Raw genomic sequence first — 13,358 nt, 5'->3', positions numbered from 1 at the left:
CAGTCCCGCTGCGTTTCCCTTGCCATGACCTCCATCCCTGCCACATCCACCCTGCACCCCGCTGCGCCCGCACGCGCGCGCATCGTATTCGCGCACGCGAACAGCTTTCCCGCCGGCACCTACCGGGTGTTGTTCGAGGCGTTGCGCGAACGGGGCTACGCCCTTTGGGCGCCAGAAAAGCTCGGGCACGACCCGGCCTACCCAGTCAGCGACAACTGGCCGCACCTGGTGCAGCAATTGGCCGATTTTGTGTTGCAGCAGGTGGCCGCGCCTGGAAGCGGCACGGCTGCAGCGCCGCCGCTGTACCTGGTGGGGCACTCGCTGGGCGGTTACCTGAGCCTGATGTGCGCCGCCCGGCACCCGCGTCTGGGCGGGCAGGGGCTCGCGGGCGTGGTGCTGCTCGACGCGCCCTTGCTCGGCGGCTGGCGCGCGCGGGCGCTGCAGGCGGCCAAGCGCACGCGCCTGATCGGCGCCGTGTCGCCCGGGCAGGTCAGCCGCAAGCGGCGCCAGAGCTGGCCCGACGCCGAGGCCGCGCTGGCCCACTTTGCGCACAAGCCCACCTTTGCGCGCTGGGACGCGCGCGTGCTGCGCGATTACGTCGCCCACGGCACGCACGAAGTCGCCTGCCCCGACGGCAGCAGCAAGCGCGTGCTCAGCTTCGAGCGCGAGATCGAAACCCGCATCTACGACACCCTGCCGCACCAGCTCGAAGCGCTGCTGCGCCGCCACCCGCTGGCCTGCCCGCTGGCCTATATAGGCGGCAGCGACTCGGTCGAGATGCGCCAGGTCGGCATGGACTTGACGCAGCGCCTGCTCGGCCCCCAGCCCGGCGCACGGCTGCAGATGCTCGACGGCGGACACCTGTTCCCGATGGAACAGCCCGCCGCCACGGCAGCGGCGCTGGAGCGGGCCTTGCTGGCTTTGTCTGCCCAGGGCGCATTCAACGCGTCCAATCCACCCACCCCAGCCAGGCGGTGAGCAGTACCAGCAGGCCAAAGGCGATGCGGTACCAGGCAAAGGGCACGAAGGTGTGTTGCGCCACGTAGCGCAGCAGCCAGCGCACGCAGGCCCAGGCCGAGAGCCAGGTTACGACCATGCCGACGGCGAAGAAGGGCAGGTCGGCGCGGGTGATCAGGGCGTGGTTCTGGTACAGGTCGTAGCTGGCGGCACCGAGCAGCATCGGGATCGAGAGGAAGAAGCTGAACTCGGTCGCGCTGCGGCGCGAAAAACCCAGCGCCATGGCACCGATGATGGTCGCGCCCGAGCGGCTCACGCCGGGCACCAACGCCAGGCATTGGATCAGGCCCACGGCGAGCGCGTCGCGCCAGCCCACGGCGTCGACCTCGGGCACGCGCTGGCTCGGGCGGCGGGCGTAACGCGCCTCGACCCAGAGGATGAGCAGGCCGCCGCTGATGAAGGTGCTCGCCACCACCAGCGGGTTGAACAGCACGCCGGTGATGAAGTCAAAGAACAGCACGCCCACGGCAATGGCGGGCAGGCAGCCGAGCACGACGTTGCGCGTGAAGCGCCAGGCTTGCGCGTCGCCGCGCGGCAGCCCGAGCGCCGTCTGGTACAGCCGCTCCAGATACACCGAGACGATGGCCAGCAGCGCCCCGACCTGGATCACGACCTCGAACAGGCGCACCTTCTCGCCGTGCAAGCCCAGCAGGGCCGAGGTCAAAATCAAGTGCCCGGTCGATGAGATCGGCAAAAACTCGGTGATGCCCTGCACCAGCCCCAACACGGCGGCCTTGAGCAGCAAAACGATGTCCATACGAAGCCAGAAAACACGAAGGCTGCAGTGTAACTGCCCCTCCCCGGCACCCCCTCCCCGGCCACCCGCGCAGCGCCCCAGCCCCTAAAATCGGCCCATGAGTTCCCCCCTTGCCCCACCCAGCCAGCCTGCCAGCGCGTCGGTCAGTGCCGCCCACGCGCCCGAAGCCAAACCCAGCAACTTCCTGCGCCAGATCATCGAGCACGACCTGCAAACCGGAACCTACGCCAACCGGCGCTGGGGCGGCAGCCCCGGTGATGCGGCGCATCACGCCGCCGGCGTGCCCGACCCGGCGCGCATCCGCACGCGCTTTCCGCCCGAGCCCAACGGCTACCTGCACATCGGGCACGCCAAGAGCATCTGTCTCAACTTTGGGCTGGCGCACGACTACGGCGGCGTCTGCCACCTGCGCTTCGACGACACCAACCCCGAAAAAGAGGAGCAGGAGTACGTCGATGCCATCGACGCGGCGGTGCGCTGGCTCGGCTTTGACTGGCAATCCGAGCAGGGCGGCCAACGCCAGGCGCATCGCTACTTTGCCAGCGACTACTTCGACTTCATGTACCGCGCCGCCGAATACCTGGTGCAGGCCGGGCACGCCTATGTGGATGAACAAAGCGCCGAGGCCATGCGCGCCCACCGCGGCGACTTCAACCGCCCCGGCACCGACAGCCCCTACCGCAGCCGCAGCCCGGCCGACAACCTCGAACGCCTGCGCCAGATGCGCGCCGGTCTGCACCCCGACGGCTCCATGGTCTTGCGCGCCAAGATCGACATGGCCAGCCCGAACCTGAACCTGCGCGACCCGGCGCTGTACCGCATCCGTCGCGCCACCCACCACCGCAGCGGCGACGCCTGGTGCATCTACCCGATGTACACCTACGCGCACCCGATCGAGGACGCGCTCGAGCAGATCACGCACAGCATCTGCACGCTCGAATTTGAAGACCAGCGCCCCTTTTACGACTGGCTGCTCGAGCGCCTGGCCGAAGGCGGCCTGCTGCAACACCCGCTGCCGCGTCAGTACGAATTCGCACGCCTCAACCTCACCTACGTGCTCACCAGCAAGCGCAAGCTGGCGCAACTGGTGAGCGAAGGCCGCGTGCGCGGCTGGGACGACCCGCGCCTGCCCACCCTGGCCGGGCTGCGCCGGCGCGGCTACACACCGAGCGCAATCCGCCTCTTTGCCGAGCGCATCGGCGCCAGCAAGAGCGACTCCTGGATCGACTACGCCAGCCTCGAGGGCTGCCTGCGCGAAGACCTGGAGCACAGCGCGCCGCGGGCCATGGCGGTGCTGGAGCCGCTCAAGCTGGTGCTGAGCAACTGGGCCGAGCTGCACGGCAACCCCGACCACACCGAAAGCTGCACCCTGCCCGCCTTGCCGCACACCCCCGAGGGCCAGAGCGCACCGGCGCCGCGCCAGTTTCTGCTCGGGCGCGAGCTGTGGATCGAGCGCGACGACTTTGCCACCGTGCCCCCCAAAGGCTACAAGCGCCTGCACCCGCCGCAACCCGACCCCAACAACCCCGCCCAGTGCAGCCCCGGCAGCCGGGTGCGCCTCAAGGGCGCCTACGTGATCGAGTGCACCGGCTTTGAGGCCGACGCCAGCGGCCACGTGACCGCCGTCCACGCCGTGCTGCTGCCCGGCACCAAAAGCGGCAGCCCGGGTGCCGACAGCGTCAAGGCCAAGGCCGCCATCACCTGGGTGGCCGCCGCCGACGCCGTGGCCGCCGAAGTGCGCCTGTACGAGCGCCTGTTCAACACCGCCCAGCCCGAAGCCGGTGGGGCCGATTTTCTGCAGTCCCTCAACCCCGACAGTCTGCAGGTGCGTCAAGCCTGGCTCGAGCCCACGCTGGCGCAGGCGCAGCCCGAGCAGCGCTTTCAGTTCGAACGCCATGGCTACTTCGTCGCCGACCGGCACGACCACCGCCCCGGCCTGCTGGTGTTCAACCGCATCGCCGCGCTCAAGGACTCGTGGGGCAAGTGAGGCCGGGCGTGCAGGCCGAGCCCGCGCGGCCTTGCCGCAAGGCCGGCGCAGCAGTGGCGCTGGGCATGAGCGACAATCGCTCCGATGCGCCTGCCCCTCGCCGCCGAATTCCTGCTCCTGGCTGCCCTCTGGGGCTCTTCGTTTTTGTTCATGATGCTGGGCGCGGCCGAGTTTGGGCCCTGGGCCACCGCCGGCCTGCGCGTCAGCGTGGCCACTGCGGCGCTGTTGCCGCTGCTGCTGCTGGCCGGGCACTGGCGTGTGCTGCGCGCCCACGCCGGGGCGATTTTTGTCTCGGGGCTGCTGAGCTCGGCCCTGCCCTTCGCTCTCTTTGCCTGGGCGCTGCTGTCGATCTCGACCGGCCTGTCGGCAATCCTGAACGCCACCACACCGCTCTTTGGTGCTCTGGTGGCTTGGCTGTGGCTGCGTGAGCGCCTACCGGCCGGGCGTGCGCTCGGGCTGGCGGTGGGCTTTGCCGGGGTGGTGCTGCTCTCGTGGCCCAAGGCCGATTTTGCAGGCGGCGGCACCGGCTGGGCGGTGCTGGCGTGCCTGGGGGCCACGCTGTGCTACGGGCTGGCAGCCAGCCACCACCGGCGGTATTTGAGCGACGTGCCGCCGCTGGTGATCGCCGGCGGCAGCCAAGCCGGGGCGGCGCTGGCGCTGGCGCTGCCCATGTTCTGGTTCTGGCCGGCGCAGGCCCCCAGCCCAGGGGCCTGGGGCGCGGTGGGGGCGGTCGGGCTGCTGTGTTCGGCGCTGGCTTACCTGCTGTTTTTTCGCCTGATCGCCCGCGCCGGGGCCAGCAAGGCGCTCACCGTGACCTTTCTGATTCCGGTGTTTGCGCTCATCTACGGCTCGCTGCTGCTTGGTGAGGCGATCACGCTGAGCATGGTCGCCGGTGGCGGCGTGATCCTGCTCGGCGTGCTGCTGGCCACTGGCGCCCTGCGCTGGCCCGATCCCCAAAGCGAACCCCAACGCTGCGAAAACAAAGCACAATCCGGGCCATGAAAAAAATCCTGCTCCTCAATGGCCCCAACCTGAACCTGCTGGGCACGCGCGAGCCCGAGCTCTACGGCCACACCACGCTGGCCGATGTGCAGACGGCGTTTGAGCGCACCGCCGCCCAGTTGGGCTACGCCGCCGAATGCCTGCAAAGCAACTGGGAAGGCGCGCTGATCGACAAGCTGCACGAGTACGGTCGCCTGCAACGCGAGGGTCTGGCGCTGGGCTGCGTGTTCAACCCCGGCGCCTACACCCACACCTCGGTGGCGCTGCACGACGCGGTCAAGGGCGTGCCCCAGTTGCCGGTGATCGAATGCCACATCTCGAACGTGCATGCGCGCGAGCCCTTCCGACAGCACTCGTACCTCTCGCCCGCCGCCGCCGGGATCGTGATCGGCTTTGGCGTCGAGGGCTACCAGATCGCGCTTGCGGCGCTGGTGCGCAAGTACGGGGCTGGCGGGGCCTGAAGCAGCGGCTCGGGCACCCGGTTCAGCCCGGCGCCGCCGCCGCAATCGGCGCCTGTTCCAGCCGCACGTCGCCGCACTGGGCGCGGTGGCGCAGCGCATGGTCCATCAGCACCAGCGCCAGCAAGGCCTCGGCAATCGGCACCGCGCGCAGGCCCACGCAGGGGTCGTGGCGGCCCTTGGTCAGCACTTCGGTCGGCTGGCCCTGCAGGTCGATCGAAGGCCGCGGCAGCAAAATCGAGCTGGTGGGCTTGATCGCCAGCGTCACCTCGATGTCCTGGCCGCTGCTGATGCCGCCCAGCACGCCGCCGGCCTTGTTGCCGACGAAGCCCTGCGGCGTGAGCGCGTCGCCGTGCGTGCTGCCCAGATCGGCCACGCAGCCAAAACCGGCCCCGATCTCCACCCCCTTGACGGCGTTGAGGCCCATCATGGCGTAGGCGATGTCGGCGTCGAGCTTGTCGTAGATCGGCTGGCCCAGCCCCGGCGGCACCCCTTGCGCGCTCACGCGCAGCCGCGCCCCGCAGGAGTCGCCGCGCTTGCGCAAGTCGTGCAAATAGTGCTCCAGCGCCGACACATCCGAGACCGGGGCAAAAAACGGGTTGTGCCGCACGTGCTCCCAGCCTTCGAAGGGGATTTCGAGCGCCCCCAGTGCCGTCAGGCAGCCCCGAAACGCAATGCCGTGCTGCTGCTGCAACCACTTCTTGGCCACGGCCCCGGCGGCCACCGTGGGCGCTGTCAGGCGCGCCGACGAGCGGCCGCCGCCGCGCGGGTCGCGCAGGCCGTATTTGCGCCAGTAGCTGTAGTCGGCGTGGCCGGGGCGAAAGGTCTGGACGATCTCGCCGTAGTCTTTGCTGCGCGCGTCGGCATTGGGAATCAAAAGCGCGATCGGGGTGCCGGTGGTCTGGCCCTGGTACACGCCGCTGAGGATCTGCACCTGGTCGGGCTCTTTGCGCTGCGTCACGAAGGCGCTGGTGCCGGGGCGGCGCCGATCCAGCTCGGGCTGAATGTCGGCTTCGCTCAAGGCCATGCCCGGCGGGCAGCCGTCGATCACGCAGCCGATGGCCGGGCCGTGGGACTCACCAAAGTTGGTGACGCAAAACAGGGTGCCGAAGGTGTTGCCGCTCATGCGGCCGGATTATCCCGGATTGCGCATGCACAGCAAGCGGCGCTCAGACCTTGTCGGCCGGCTGCGCTTCTTCCTCGGGCCAGTCGCGGATGTAGGCCTTGAGCATTTTGTTCTCGAAGTTTTGCGCTTCCACCACCGCCTTGGCCACGTCGTAGAAGCTGATCACGCCCATGAGCAGGCGCTCGTCCATGACTGGCATGTAGCGCGAGTGCTTTTGCAGCATCAGCGGCCGCACCTGCTCGAGGTCGGTCTGGCTGGTGCAGCTCATGTAGTGGTCGTCCATCACCGCGCGCACCGTGCCCGTGCCGCAGTTGCCGCCGTTGCGCGCCACCGTGTGCAGCACCTCGCGGAAGGTGAGCATGCCCACCAGCTCGCCGTGCTCCATCACGGCCAGCGAGCCGATGTCGAGCTCGGCCATGGTCTGCACCGCCTGACTCAAGGGCGCGTCGGGGGAAATGGTGTAGAGCGTACCGCCCTTGACGCGCAAAATGTCGCTGACCTTCATCGCTAGACTCCTGTATGGTCCGACCCCGGATCGGACTCAAATATAGCCCACAATGGAGCCCAATTCAGCCCCCGCACCCCAGACTCTAGGACAAACCCCCATGAGCGGCCCCGCCGACCCCGGTTTCGACACCCTGACCCTGCATGCCGGCGCCGCCCCCGACCCCGGCACCGGGGCGCGCGCACTGCCCATCCACTTGAGCACTTCGTTCGTGTTCGAGTCTTGCGATCAGGCGGCGGCGCTGTTCAATCTGGAGCGCGCCGGCCACGTCTACAGCCGCATCAGCAACCCGACCAACGCGGTGCTCGAGCAGCGCGTGGCCGCGCTCGAAGGCGGCATCGGGGCCATTGCCACCGCCAGCGGGCAAGCGGCGCTGCATCTGGCGGTGGCGACCCTGACCGGCGCCGGAGGGCATCTGGTGGCCTCGAGCGCGCTCTACGGCGGCAGCCACAACCTGCTGCAACACACGCTGCGCCGTTTCGGCATCGAAACCACCTTCGTGGCGCCGGCCGACCTCGATGGCTGGCGCGCCGCCGTGCGCCCCAATACCCGCTTGCTGTTCGGCGAGACGCTGGGCAACCCGGGGCTGGATGTGCTCGACGTGCCCGCCGTGGCGCAGATCGCGCACGACGCCGGCCTGCCGCTGCTGCTTGACAGCACGCTCACCACCCCGTGGCTGATGCAGCCGCTGGCGCTGGGCGCGGACCTGGTGCTGCACTCGGCCACCAAGTTTCTGAGCGGCCACGGCACCGTGATCGGCGGCCTGTTGGTCGATGGCGGCAGCTTCGACTGGGAGCGCGCCGGGCGGCACCCCGAACTGTGCGCCCCCTACGCCGGCTTTCACGACATGGTGTTCAGCGAGGAGTCCACGGTCGGGGCTTTTTTGCTGCGCGCCCGCCGCGAGGGGCTGCGCGACTTCGGCGCCTGCCTGAGCCCGCACAGCGCGTGGCTGATCTTGCAAGGCATCGAAACCCTGCCGCTGCGCATGGCGCGCCACATCAGCAACACCGCCGCGGTGGTGGAGTTTTTGGCACGCCACCCCTTTGTGGGCCGCGTCGGGCACCCGCTGCTCGAGTCGCACCCCAGCCACGCGCTGGCCCAGCGGCTGCTGCCGCGCGGCGCCGGCAGCGTGTTCAGCTTCGACCTCAAGGGCAGCCGCGCCCAGGGCCGCGCCTTCATCGAAGCGCTGCAGCTGTTCAGCCACCTGGCCAATGTGGGCGACTGCCGCAGCCTCGTCATCCACCCGGCCAGCACCACCCACTTTCGCCTCAACGACGCCGAACTGGCCGCAGCCGGCATCGGCGCCGGCACCATCCGGCTGTCGATCGGGCTCGAAGACCCGACCGACCTGATCGACGACCTCCAGCGCGCCCTCAAGGTGGCGCAAAAGGCAGGGGACTAAAACCATGTGGATCGACCTGCCCAGCGGCCCCCTGTACGCCTACACCGGCGGCCGCCCGTTGGCGCCGCAGCGCCCGACCGTGGTCTTCATCCACGGCGTGCTCAACGACCACAGCGTCTGGATCCTGCAAAGCCGCTACCTCGCGCACCACGGCTTCAACGTGCTGGCCATCGACCTGCCCGGCCACGGCCGCAGCGGCGGCGCAGCGCCGGCGAGCGTCGAGGAAGCCGCCGCCAGCGTGCTGGCGCTGCTCGACGCGCTGCACATCGGGCAGGCGGCGCTGGTCGGCCACAGCTGGGGCTCGTTGATCGCGCTGCACGCCAGCGCCACGGCGCCGGAGCGCATAAGCCACCTGGCGCTGGTGGGCAGCGCCTACCCCATGCGCGTCGCGCCCGCCCTGCTGCAGCAGGCGCAAGAGCAGCCGCTGCAAGCCATCGAGCGCATCAACCAGTACAGCCACAGCAGCCTGGCCAGCGGGCCGTCGGTGCTCGGCCCCGGCACCTGGCTGCGTGGCTGCTCGCGCGCCCTGATGCGCCGCGTGCTGGCCAGCAACCCCCAAACCAACCTGCTGCAACGGGGCTTTGCGGCCTGCGACCGCTACGACCAGGGCCTGCAAGCGCTGCAACGCCTGAGCCGCCCGGTGTTGTTCATTCTGGGCCAGCACGACCAGATGACGCCACCCAAAGCGGCGCAAAGCCTGATCGATGCCGCCCCTGCGGGCAGCCGCGTGCTGCGTCTGGCTGCAGGCCACGCCCTGATGAGCGAAGCCCCAGACGCGGTGTTGCAAGGCCTGCGCGACTACCTGCCACCCACCTGAAGCGGCGCCGCGATCAGGCGCCGCGATCAGGCGCCGCGATCAGGCGCCGTGGTGCGGCAGCAGATCGGCCAGCCGCGCCTCGCTCCAGCGGCTGCGCTGCCACAGCGCCAGCGTGCTGGGCTCGACCGGCAGCAGCAGGCTTTGCAGCAGCGGCGAGGCGGCGGTCTGCGCCGGGTCCACCAGCAGCACGAAGCGCTCACCGCCTTCGTCGAGCCGCCCGACCCAGTCCAGCGCCTGCAGCGCCTCCAGTGGGGCTTCGAGCTGCAGCGTATCGACGCGCAGTCGCGCCGCCAGCGCGTCCAGCGCCAGCCCGCGCCCCCCGGCCTGGCGCTCGAGCTGCAGCTGCGCCAGCGCCTCCAGCGCCAGTTGCATGTGCCAGCCCGGTGTGTCGCCGCGCCGCGCCACCCCGGCCAGCAGGCTGGGCAGATAAGCCGCCACCACCGCGCCCAGCAGCACGATCACCCACACCAGATAGACCCAGAACAGCAAAATGGGCAGCGTGGCCAGCGTGCCATAGAGCAGCGAGAGCGTGGGCATGGCCACCAGATACCAGGCCAGCAGGCCCTTGACCAGCTCCACCCCAAGGGCCGCAAACAGGCCACCGGCGAGCGCATGGCTCCAGCGCACGCTGGCGTTGGGCACGTAGCGAAACATGGCCCCGAGGGCCACCGCAATTACCGCAAACTCCAGGCCCTCGAACAGCGTGAACAGCAACCCGTGCACGCCCTGCACCCAGCCCTGCGAGACCGAGAGCGCATACGAGCTCAGGCTCAGGCTCAGGCCGATGAGCAGCGGGCCCAGCGTCAGCAGGCTCCAGTAGATCAGCAGCCGCTGCATGAACGAGCGCAAGCGGCGCACGCGCCAGATTTCATTGAGCTTGAGGTCGATCGACCAGACCATCACCAGCACCGTGAGCAACAGCCCCACCGCCCCGACCCCGCCCATCTGCGCGGCGTGGGCCGAAAACTGCGACAGGTACTGCGCCATGGGCTCGGCGATGTGCGGTGGAATCAGGCCGCTGAGCAGCCACTGGCGCACTTGCAGCTCGACGCGGGCAAAGGCCGGAAACAGGCTGAACACGGCCAGCGCCACGGTGATGAAAGGCACCAGGGCAAAGGCGGTGGTAAACGACAGGCTGGCAGCGGCGTTGCTCAGGTCGTCGGCGCGAAAGCGCGCGCGCAGCGTCTGCACCGTGGTGCGCCACGGGAAGTGCAGCAGCCCTTCCCACAGGGTCTGGGCCGGTCGGCGCAAGATTTGGGCCGCGCCCATGGCCCCTGATGACAGCTTGGATGCCCGCATGGCGCTATCATCCCAGATTTTCCACTGGGCGCACCTTGGGTGCCGATTGGGATCATGCCACCACCTTTGCACCGCTCCATGAACCCAAGCCCCTCCCCCGATTTCGACGGCACTGCCGCGCACCTGGCGCTCGTCTCCACCCCCCCATCGGCGGCGGCGCGGCGCACGCGCTTCATCGCTGTGGCCAGCGTGCTGGCGCTGATCGTGCTCGGCTTGGCCTGGGAGCTGTGGCTGGCACCGCTGCGTGAGGGTGGCTCGTGGTGGGCACTCAAGGTGCTGCCGCTGCTGCTGCCGCTGCCGGGCCTGCTGCGCCTGCGCATGTACACCTACCGCTGGGTGAGCCTGCTGGTATGGTTCTACTTCCTCGAGGGCGTGGTGCGCGCCACCACCGAAGCCGGCTGGTCGCAGGCGCTGGCCACGGTCCAGGTGCTGCTGTGCGTGGCGCTGTTCACCGCCTGCGCCATGCACATCAAACTGCGGCTGCAAGCGGCCAAGGCCATGCGGGAAGCGGCGGCGGCGCAGGAAACCGCTCAGGCGGCCGGGGCTGGCGTGGCCGGGGCTGGCGTGGCCGGGGCTGGGGTTGGCGCAGCCGATCCTGGCCACCGCCAAAGCGGCCCGGCTGGTCCATGATCCGGCCCTTGACCCAGCCCGCGATCGGCCCTTGCACCCCATGAGCGCAGCCGCCCCCGACCCCTTGCTCGAGGCCCTGCGCGCCTGCGTCGGCGCCGCCTACGTGCTGGCCCCCGATGCGCCCGCGGCCGAACTCGAGCCCTTCGAGCGCGACTGGCGCGGCCGCCAGCGCGGGCGCGCGCGCGCCGTGGTGCGCCCGGGCAGCACGGCGCAAGTGGCGGCCGTGGTGCGCGCCTGCGCCGCCGCCGGGGCCCCGATCGTGCCCCAAGGCGGCAACACCGGGCTGGTGCTGGGCGGCGTGCCCGACCCCAGCGGCACCGAGGTGCTGCTGTGCACCCGGCGCCTGAACCGCATCCGTGCCCTCGATGCGGCGAACCACAGCCTGACGCTCGAAGCCGGCTGCGTGCTGCAAACGGCGCAGCAGGCCGCAGCCGAGGCCGGTCTGTGGCTGCCGCTGAGCCTGGCCTCCGAAGGCAGTTGCACCATCGGCGGCAATCTGGCCACCAACGCCGGCGGCACCCAGGTGCTGCGCTATGGCAACGCACGCGATCTGTGTCTGGGGCTCGAAGTGGTGTGCCCCGACGGCGCCATCTGGCACGGACTGGGCGGCCTGCGCAAAGACAACACCGGCTACGACCTGCGCCACCTCTACATCGGCAGCGAGGGCACGCTGGGCATCATCACCGCCGCCACGCTCAAGCTGCAGCCGCAGCCGGCGGCCCAAGGCTGCGCCTGGGTGGGCGTGCCCTCGCTGCCCGCGGCACTGGAACTGCTGGCGCTGGCGCAGCGCACGCTGGGGCCGGGCCTGAGCGGCTTTGAGCTCATGGGCCAGTTGGCGCTGCACCTGGTGGCGCAGCACCTGCCCGCGCTGCGCCCGCCGCTGTGGCCCGATTGGCCCTACTGCGTGCTGATCGAGCTGAGCGTAAACGCGGCCCCAGACCAAGCGCAGTCCGACACGCAAGCCCAGATGCAGGCCGGCTTGCAGTCCTTGCTGCAAAGCGCGCTGGCGCAGGGTTGCGCTGGCGACGCCGTGCTGGCCGAATCGCTGGCGCAGGCGCAGCGGCTCTGGCACGTGCGCGAGAGCATCCCGCTGGCGCAAGCGCAGGAAGGGCTCAACGCCAAGCACGACATCAGCCTGCCGATCTCGCGCATCCCCGCCTTTTGCACCGAGGCCGAGGCCCTGCTGGCACAGACCCTGCCGGGTGCGCGCCTGGTCAACTTTGGCCATTTGGGCGACGGCAACCTGCACTTCAACGTGCAGTGCCCCGCTGGGGCCGACGGCGCCGCCTTTTTGCGCCTGCACGAGGCGCGCATCAACGCGCTGGTGTTCGACTGCGTGCAGCGCCACGGCGGCTCGATCAGCGCCGAGCACGGCATCGGCACCCTGCGCGCCGCCACCCTGCCGCGCTACAAAGACGCGCAGGCGCTGGCCCTGATGCGCCAGATCAAGCAGGCGCTGGACCCACAGGGCTTGCTCAACCCGGGGCGGGTGCTGTCGCGGCCCTTGCCGGATAATCCCGCCCCATGAGCCCGCGCCCCATCCGCACCCCCTACGAAGACCTGCTGCGCCACGTCATGCAACACGGCGTGGCCAAGGGCGACCGCACCGGCACCGGCACGCGCAGCGTGTTTGGGCACCAGCTGCGCTTTGACCTGAGCGAAGGCCTGCCCGTGGTCACCACCAAGAAGGTGTATCTCAAGGCCGTGATCGTCGAGCTGCTGTGGTTTTTGCAGGGCGGGCGCAACGTGCGCTGGCTGCAAGAGCGCGGCTGCACCATCTGGGACGAATGGGCCGGCCCCGACGGCGACCTCGGGCCGGTGTACGGCGTGCAGTGGCGCAGCTGGCCGACCCCCGAGGGCGGCCAGATCGACCAGATCGCCGACCTCGTGCAACAGCTCAAACGCAACCCCGACAGCCGCCGCCTGCTGGTCAGCGCCTGGAACGTGGCCGCGCTGCCCCAGATGGCGCTCATGCCCTGCCACGTGCTGTTTCAGTTTTACGTCGCCCCGGCCAGCGCGCAGGGGCGCCCGCGCCTGAGCTGCCAGCTCTACCAGCGCAGCGCCGATCTGTTCCTCGGTGTGCCCTTCAACCTTGCCAGCTACGCGCTGCTCACGCACATGCTGGCGCAGCAGTGCGATTTCGAGCCCGGTGATTTCATCTGGTGCGGCGGCGACTGCCACATTTACGACAACCACACCGAGCAGGTGCAGCTGCAACTCAGCCGCCCGGCCTACCCTTTTCCGCGCTTGCAGCTCAAGCGCCGCCCGCCTTCGATCTTCGACTACGAGCTGGCCGACTTCGAACTGCTCGACTACCAGCACCACCCGGCCATCAAGGCGCCGGTCGCGGTCTAGAGC

At 69.8% G+C, this 13,358-nt stretch carries 12 protein-coding genes and 1 pseudogene; 9 read left to right on the top strand and 4 right to left on the bottom strand.

All coding sequences use genetic code 11. From position 1 onward, the window contains the following. Window positions 1–24: 24 nt before the first annotated feature. Window positions 25–978 carry an alpha/beta hydrolase gene (locus AAAZ40_RS06380; protein ID WP_476659583.1) on the top strand — a complete coding sequence of 318 codons (954 nt, stop codon included), beginning with the start codon at window positions 25–27 and terminating at the stop codon, window positions 976–978. Here AAAZ40_RS06380 and AAAZ40_RS06375 read toward each other — a convergent pair. After that, entirely contained in the window at window positions 941–1,774 is an 834-nt protein-coding gene (locus AAAZ40_RS06375) for an undecaprenyl-diphosphate phosphatase (protein WP_476659582.1), read from the bottom strand. The two genes, AAAZ40_RS06380 and AAAZ40_RS06375, sit on opposite strands and share 38 nt — an antisense overlap. A 97-nt stretch (window positions 1,775–1,871) precedes the next feature. Here AAAZ40_RS06375 and AAAZ40_RS06370 point away from each other — a divergent pair, with 97 nt between their 5' ends. From AAAZ40_RS06370 to aroQ, 3 genes are all read left to right on the top strand, one after another. Then, window positions 1,872–3,761 carry a glutamine--tRNA ligase/YqeY domain fusion protein gene (locus AAAZ40_RS06370; RefSeq protein ID WP_476659581.1) on the top strand — a complete coding sequence of 630 codons (1,890 nt, stop codon included), beginning with the start codon at window positions 1,872–1,874 and terminating at the stop codon, window positions 3,759–3,761. Window positions 3,762–3,845: 84 nt separating this feature from the next. Next, window positions 3,846–4,763, top strand: coding sequence for a DMT family transporter (locus tag AAAZ40_RS06365; RefSeq protein ID WP_476659580.1), 918 nt, complete (start codon window positions 3,846–3,848; stop codon window positions 4,761–4,763). Continuing rightward, window positions 4,760–5,224 carry a type II 3-dehydroquinate dehydratase gene (gene aroQ, locus AAAZ40_RS06360; protein ID WP_476659579.1) on the top strand — a complete coding sequence of 155 codons (465 nt, stop codon included), beginning with the start codon at window positions 4,760–4,762 and terminating at the stop codon, window positions 5,222–5,224. The genes AAAZ40_RS06365 and aroQ overlap by 4 nt, the downstream gene beginning before the upstream one ends. Window positions 5,225–5,246: 22 nt before the next feature. On the opposite strand, the gene aroC is transcribed toward aroQ, so the two are convergent. Both aroC and AAAZ40_RS06350 read right to left on the bottom strand, forming a co-directional pair. Next, entirely contained in the window at window positions 5,247–6,347 is a 1,101-nt protein-coding gene (gene aroC / locus AAAZ40_RS06355) for a chorismate synthase (protein WP_476659578.1), read from the bottom strand. Window positions 6,348–6,390: 43 nt separating this feature from the next. Further along, entirely contained in the window at window positions 6,391–6,852 is a 462-nt protein-coding gene (locus AAAZ40_RS06350) for a CBS domain-containing protein (protein WP_476659577.1), read from the bottom strand. 100 nt (window positions 6,853–6,952) lie between these two features. Between AAAZ40_RS06350 and AAAZ40_RS06345 the strand changes: the two genes are divergently transcribed. Next, window positions 6,953–8,254 carry an O-acetylhomoserine aminocarboxypropyltransferase gene (locus AAAZ40_RS06345; protein ID WP_476659576.1) on the top strand — a complete coding sequence of 434 codons (1,302 nt, stop codon included), beginning with the start codon at window positions 6,953–6,955 and terminating at the stop codon, window positions 8,252–8,254. A gap of 4 nt (window positions 8,255–8,258) precedes the next feature. Further along, complete coding sequence (locus AAAZ40_RS06340; protein WP_476659575.1) at window positions 8,259–9,071, top strand: alpha/beta fold hydrolase; 813 nt, start codon at window positions 8,259–8,261, stop codon at window positions 9,069–9,071. Window positions 9,072–9,110: 39 nt separating this feature from the next. Here AAAZ40_RS06340 and AAAZ40_RS06335 read toward each other — a convergent pair whose 3' ends face one another. After that, window positions 9,111–10,340 (bottom strand): YihY family inner membrane protein, encoded by a 1,230-nt coding sequence (locus tag AAAZ40_RS06335; RefSeq protein WP_476659574.1) that lies wholly within the window; start codon window positions 10,338–10,340, stop codon window positions 9,111–9,113. A gap of 108 nt (window positions 10,341–10,448) precedes the next feature. On the opposite strand from AAAZ40_RS06335, the pseudogene AAAZ40_RS06330 reads away from it, so the two are divergent. The 3 genes and pseudogenes from AAAZ40_RS06330 to AAAZ40_RS06320 form a co-directional block, all read left to right on the top strand. Then, window positions 10,449–10,889: pseudogene (locus AAAZ40_RS06330) on the top strand (DUF2069 domain-containing protein); the annotation flags it as partial. A 151-nt stretch (window positions 10,890–11,040) separates the two neighbouring features. Beyond that, window positions 11,041–12,528: an FAD-binding oxidoreductase gene (locus AAAZ40_RS06325; RefSeq protein ID WP_476659573.1), complete on the top strand. Its 1,488-nt coding sequence runs from the start codon at window positions 11,041–11,043 to the stop codon at window positions 12,526–12,528. Then, window positions 12,525–13,355, top strand: coding sequence for a thymidylate synthase (locus tag AAAZ40_RS06320; protein WP_476659572.1), 831 nt, complete (start codon window positions 12,525–12,527; stop codon window positions 13,353–13,355). Before AAAZ40_RS06325 ends, AAAZ40_RS06320 begins: the two co-directional genes overlap by 4 nt. Window positions 13,356–13,358 lie beyond the last annotated feature (3 nt).

This window comes from Serpentinimonas sp. SMBJO2 (genome assembly GCF_056341105.1).
The sequence above is the reverse complement of the archived record's forward strand: the minus strand, read 5'-3'. Positions and strand labels throughout refer to the sequence as shown.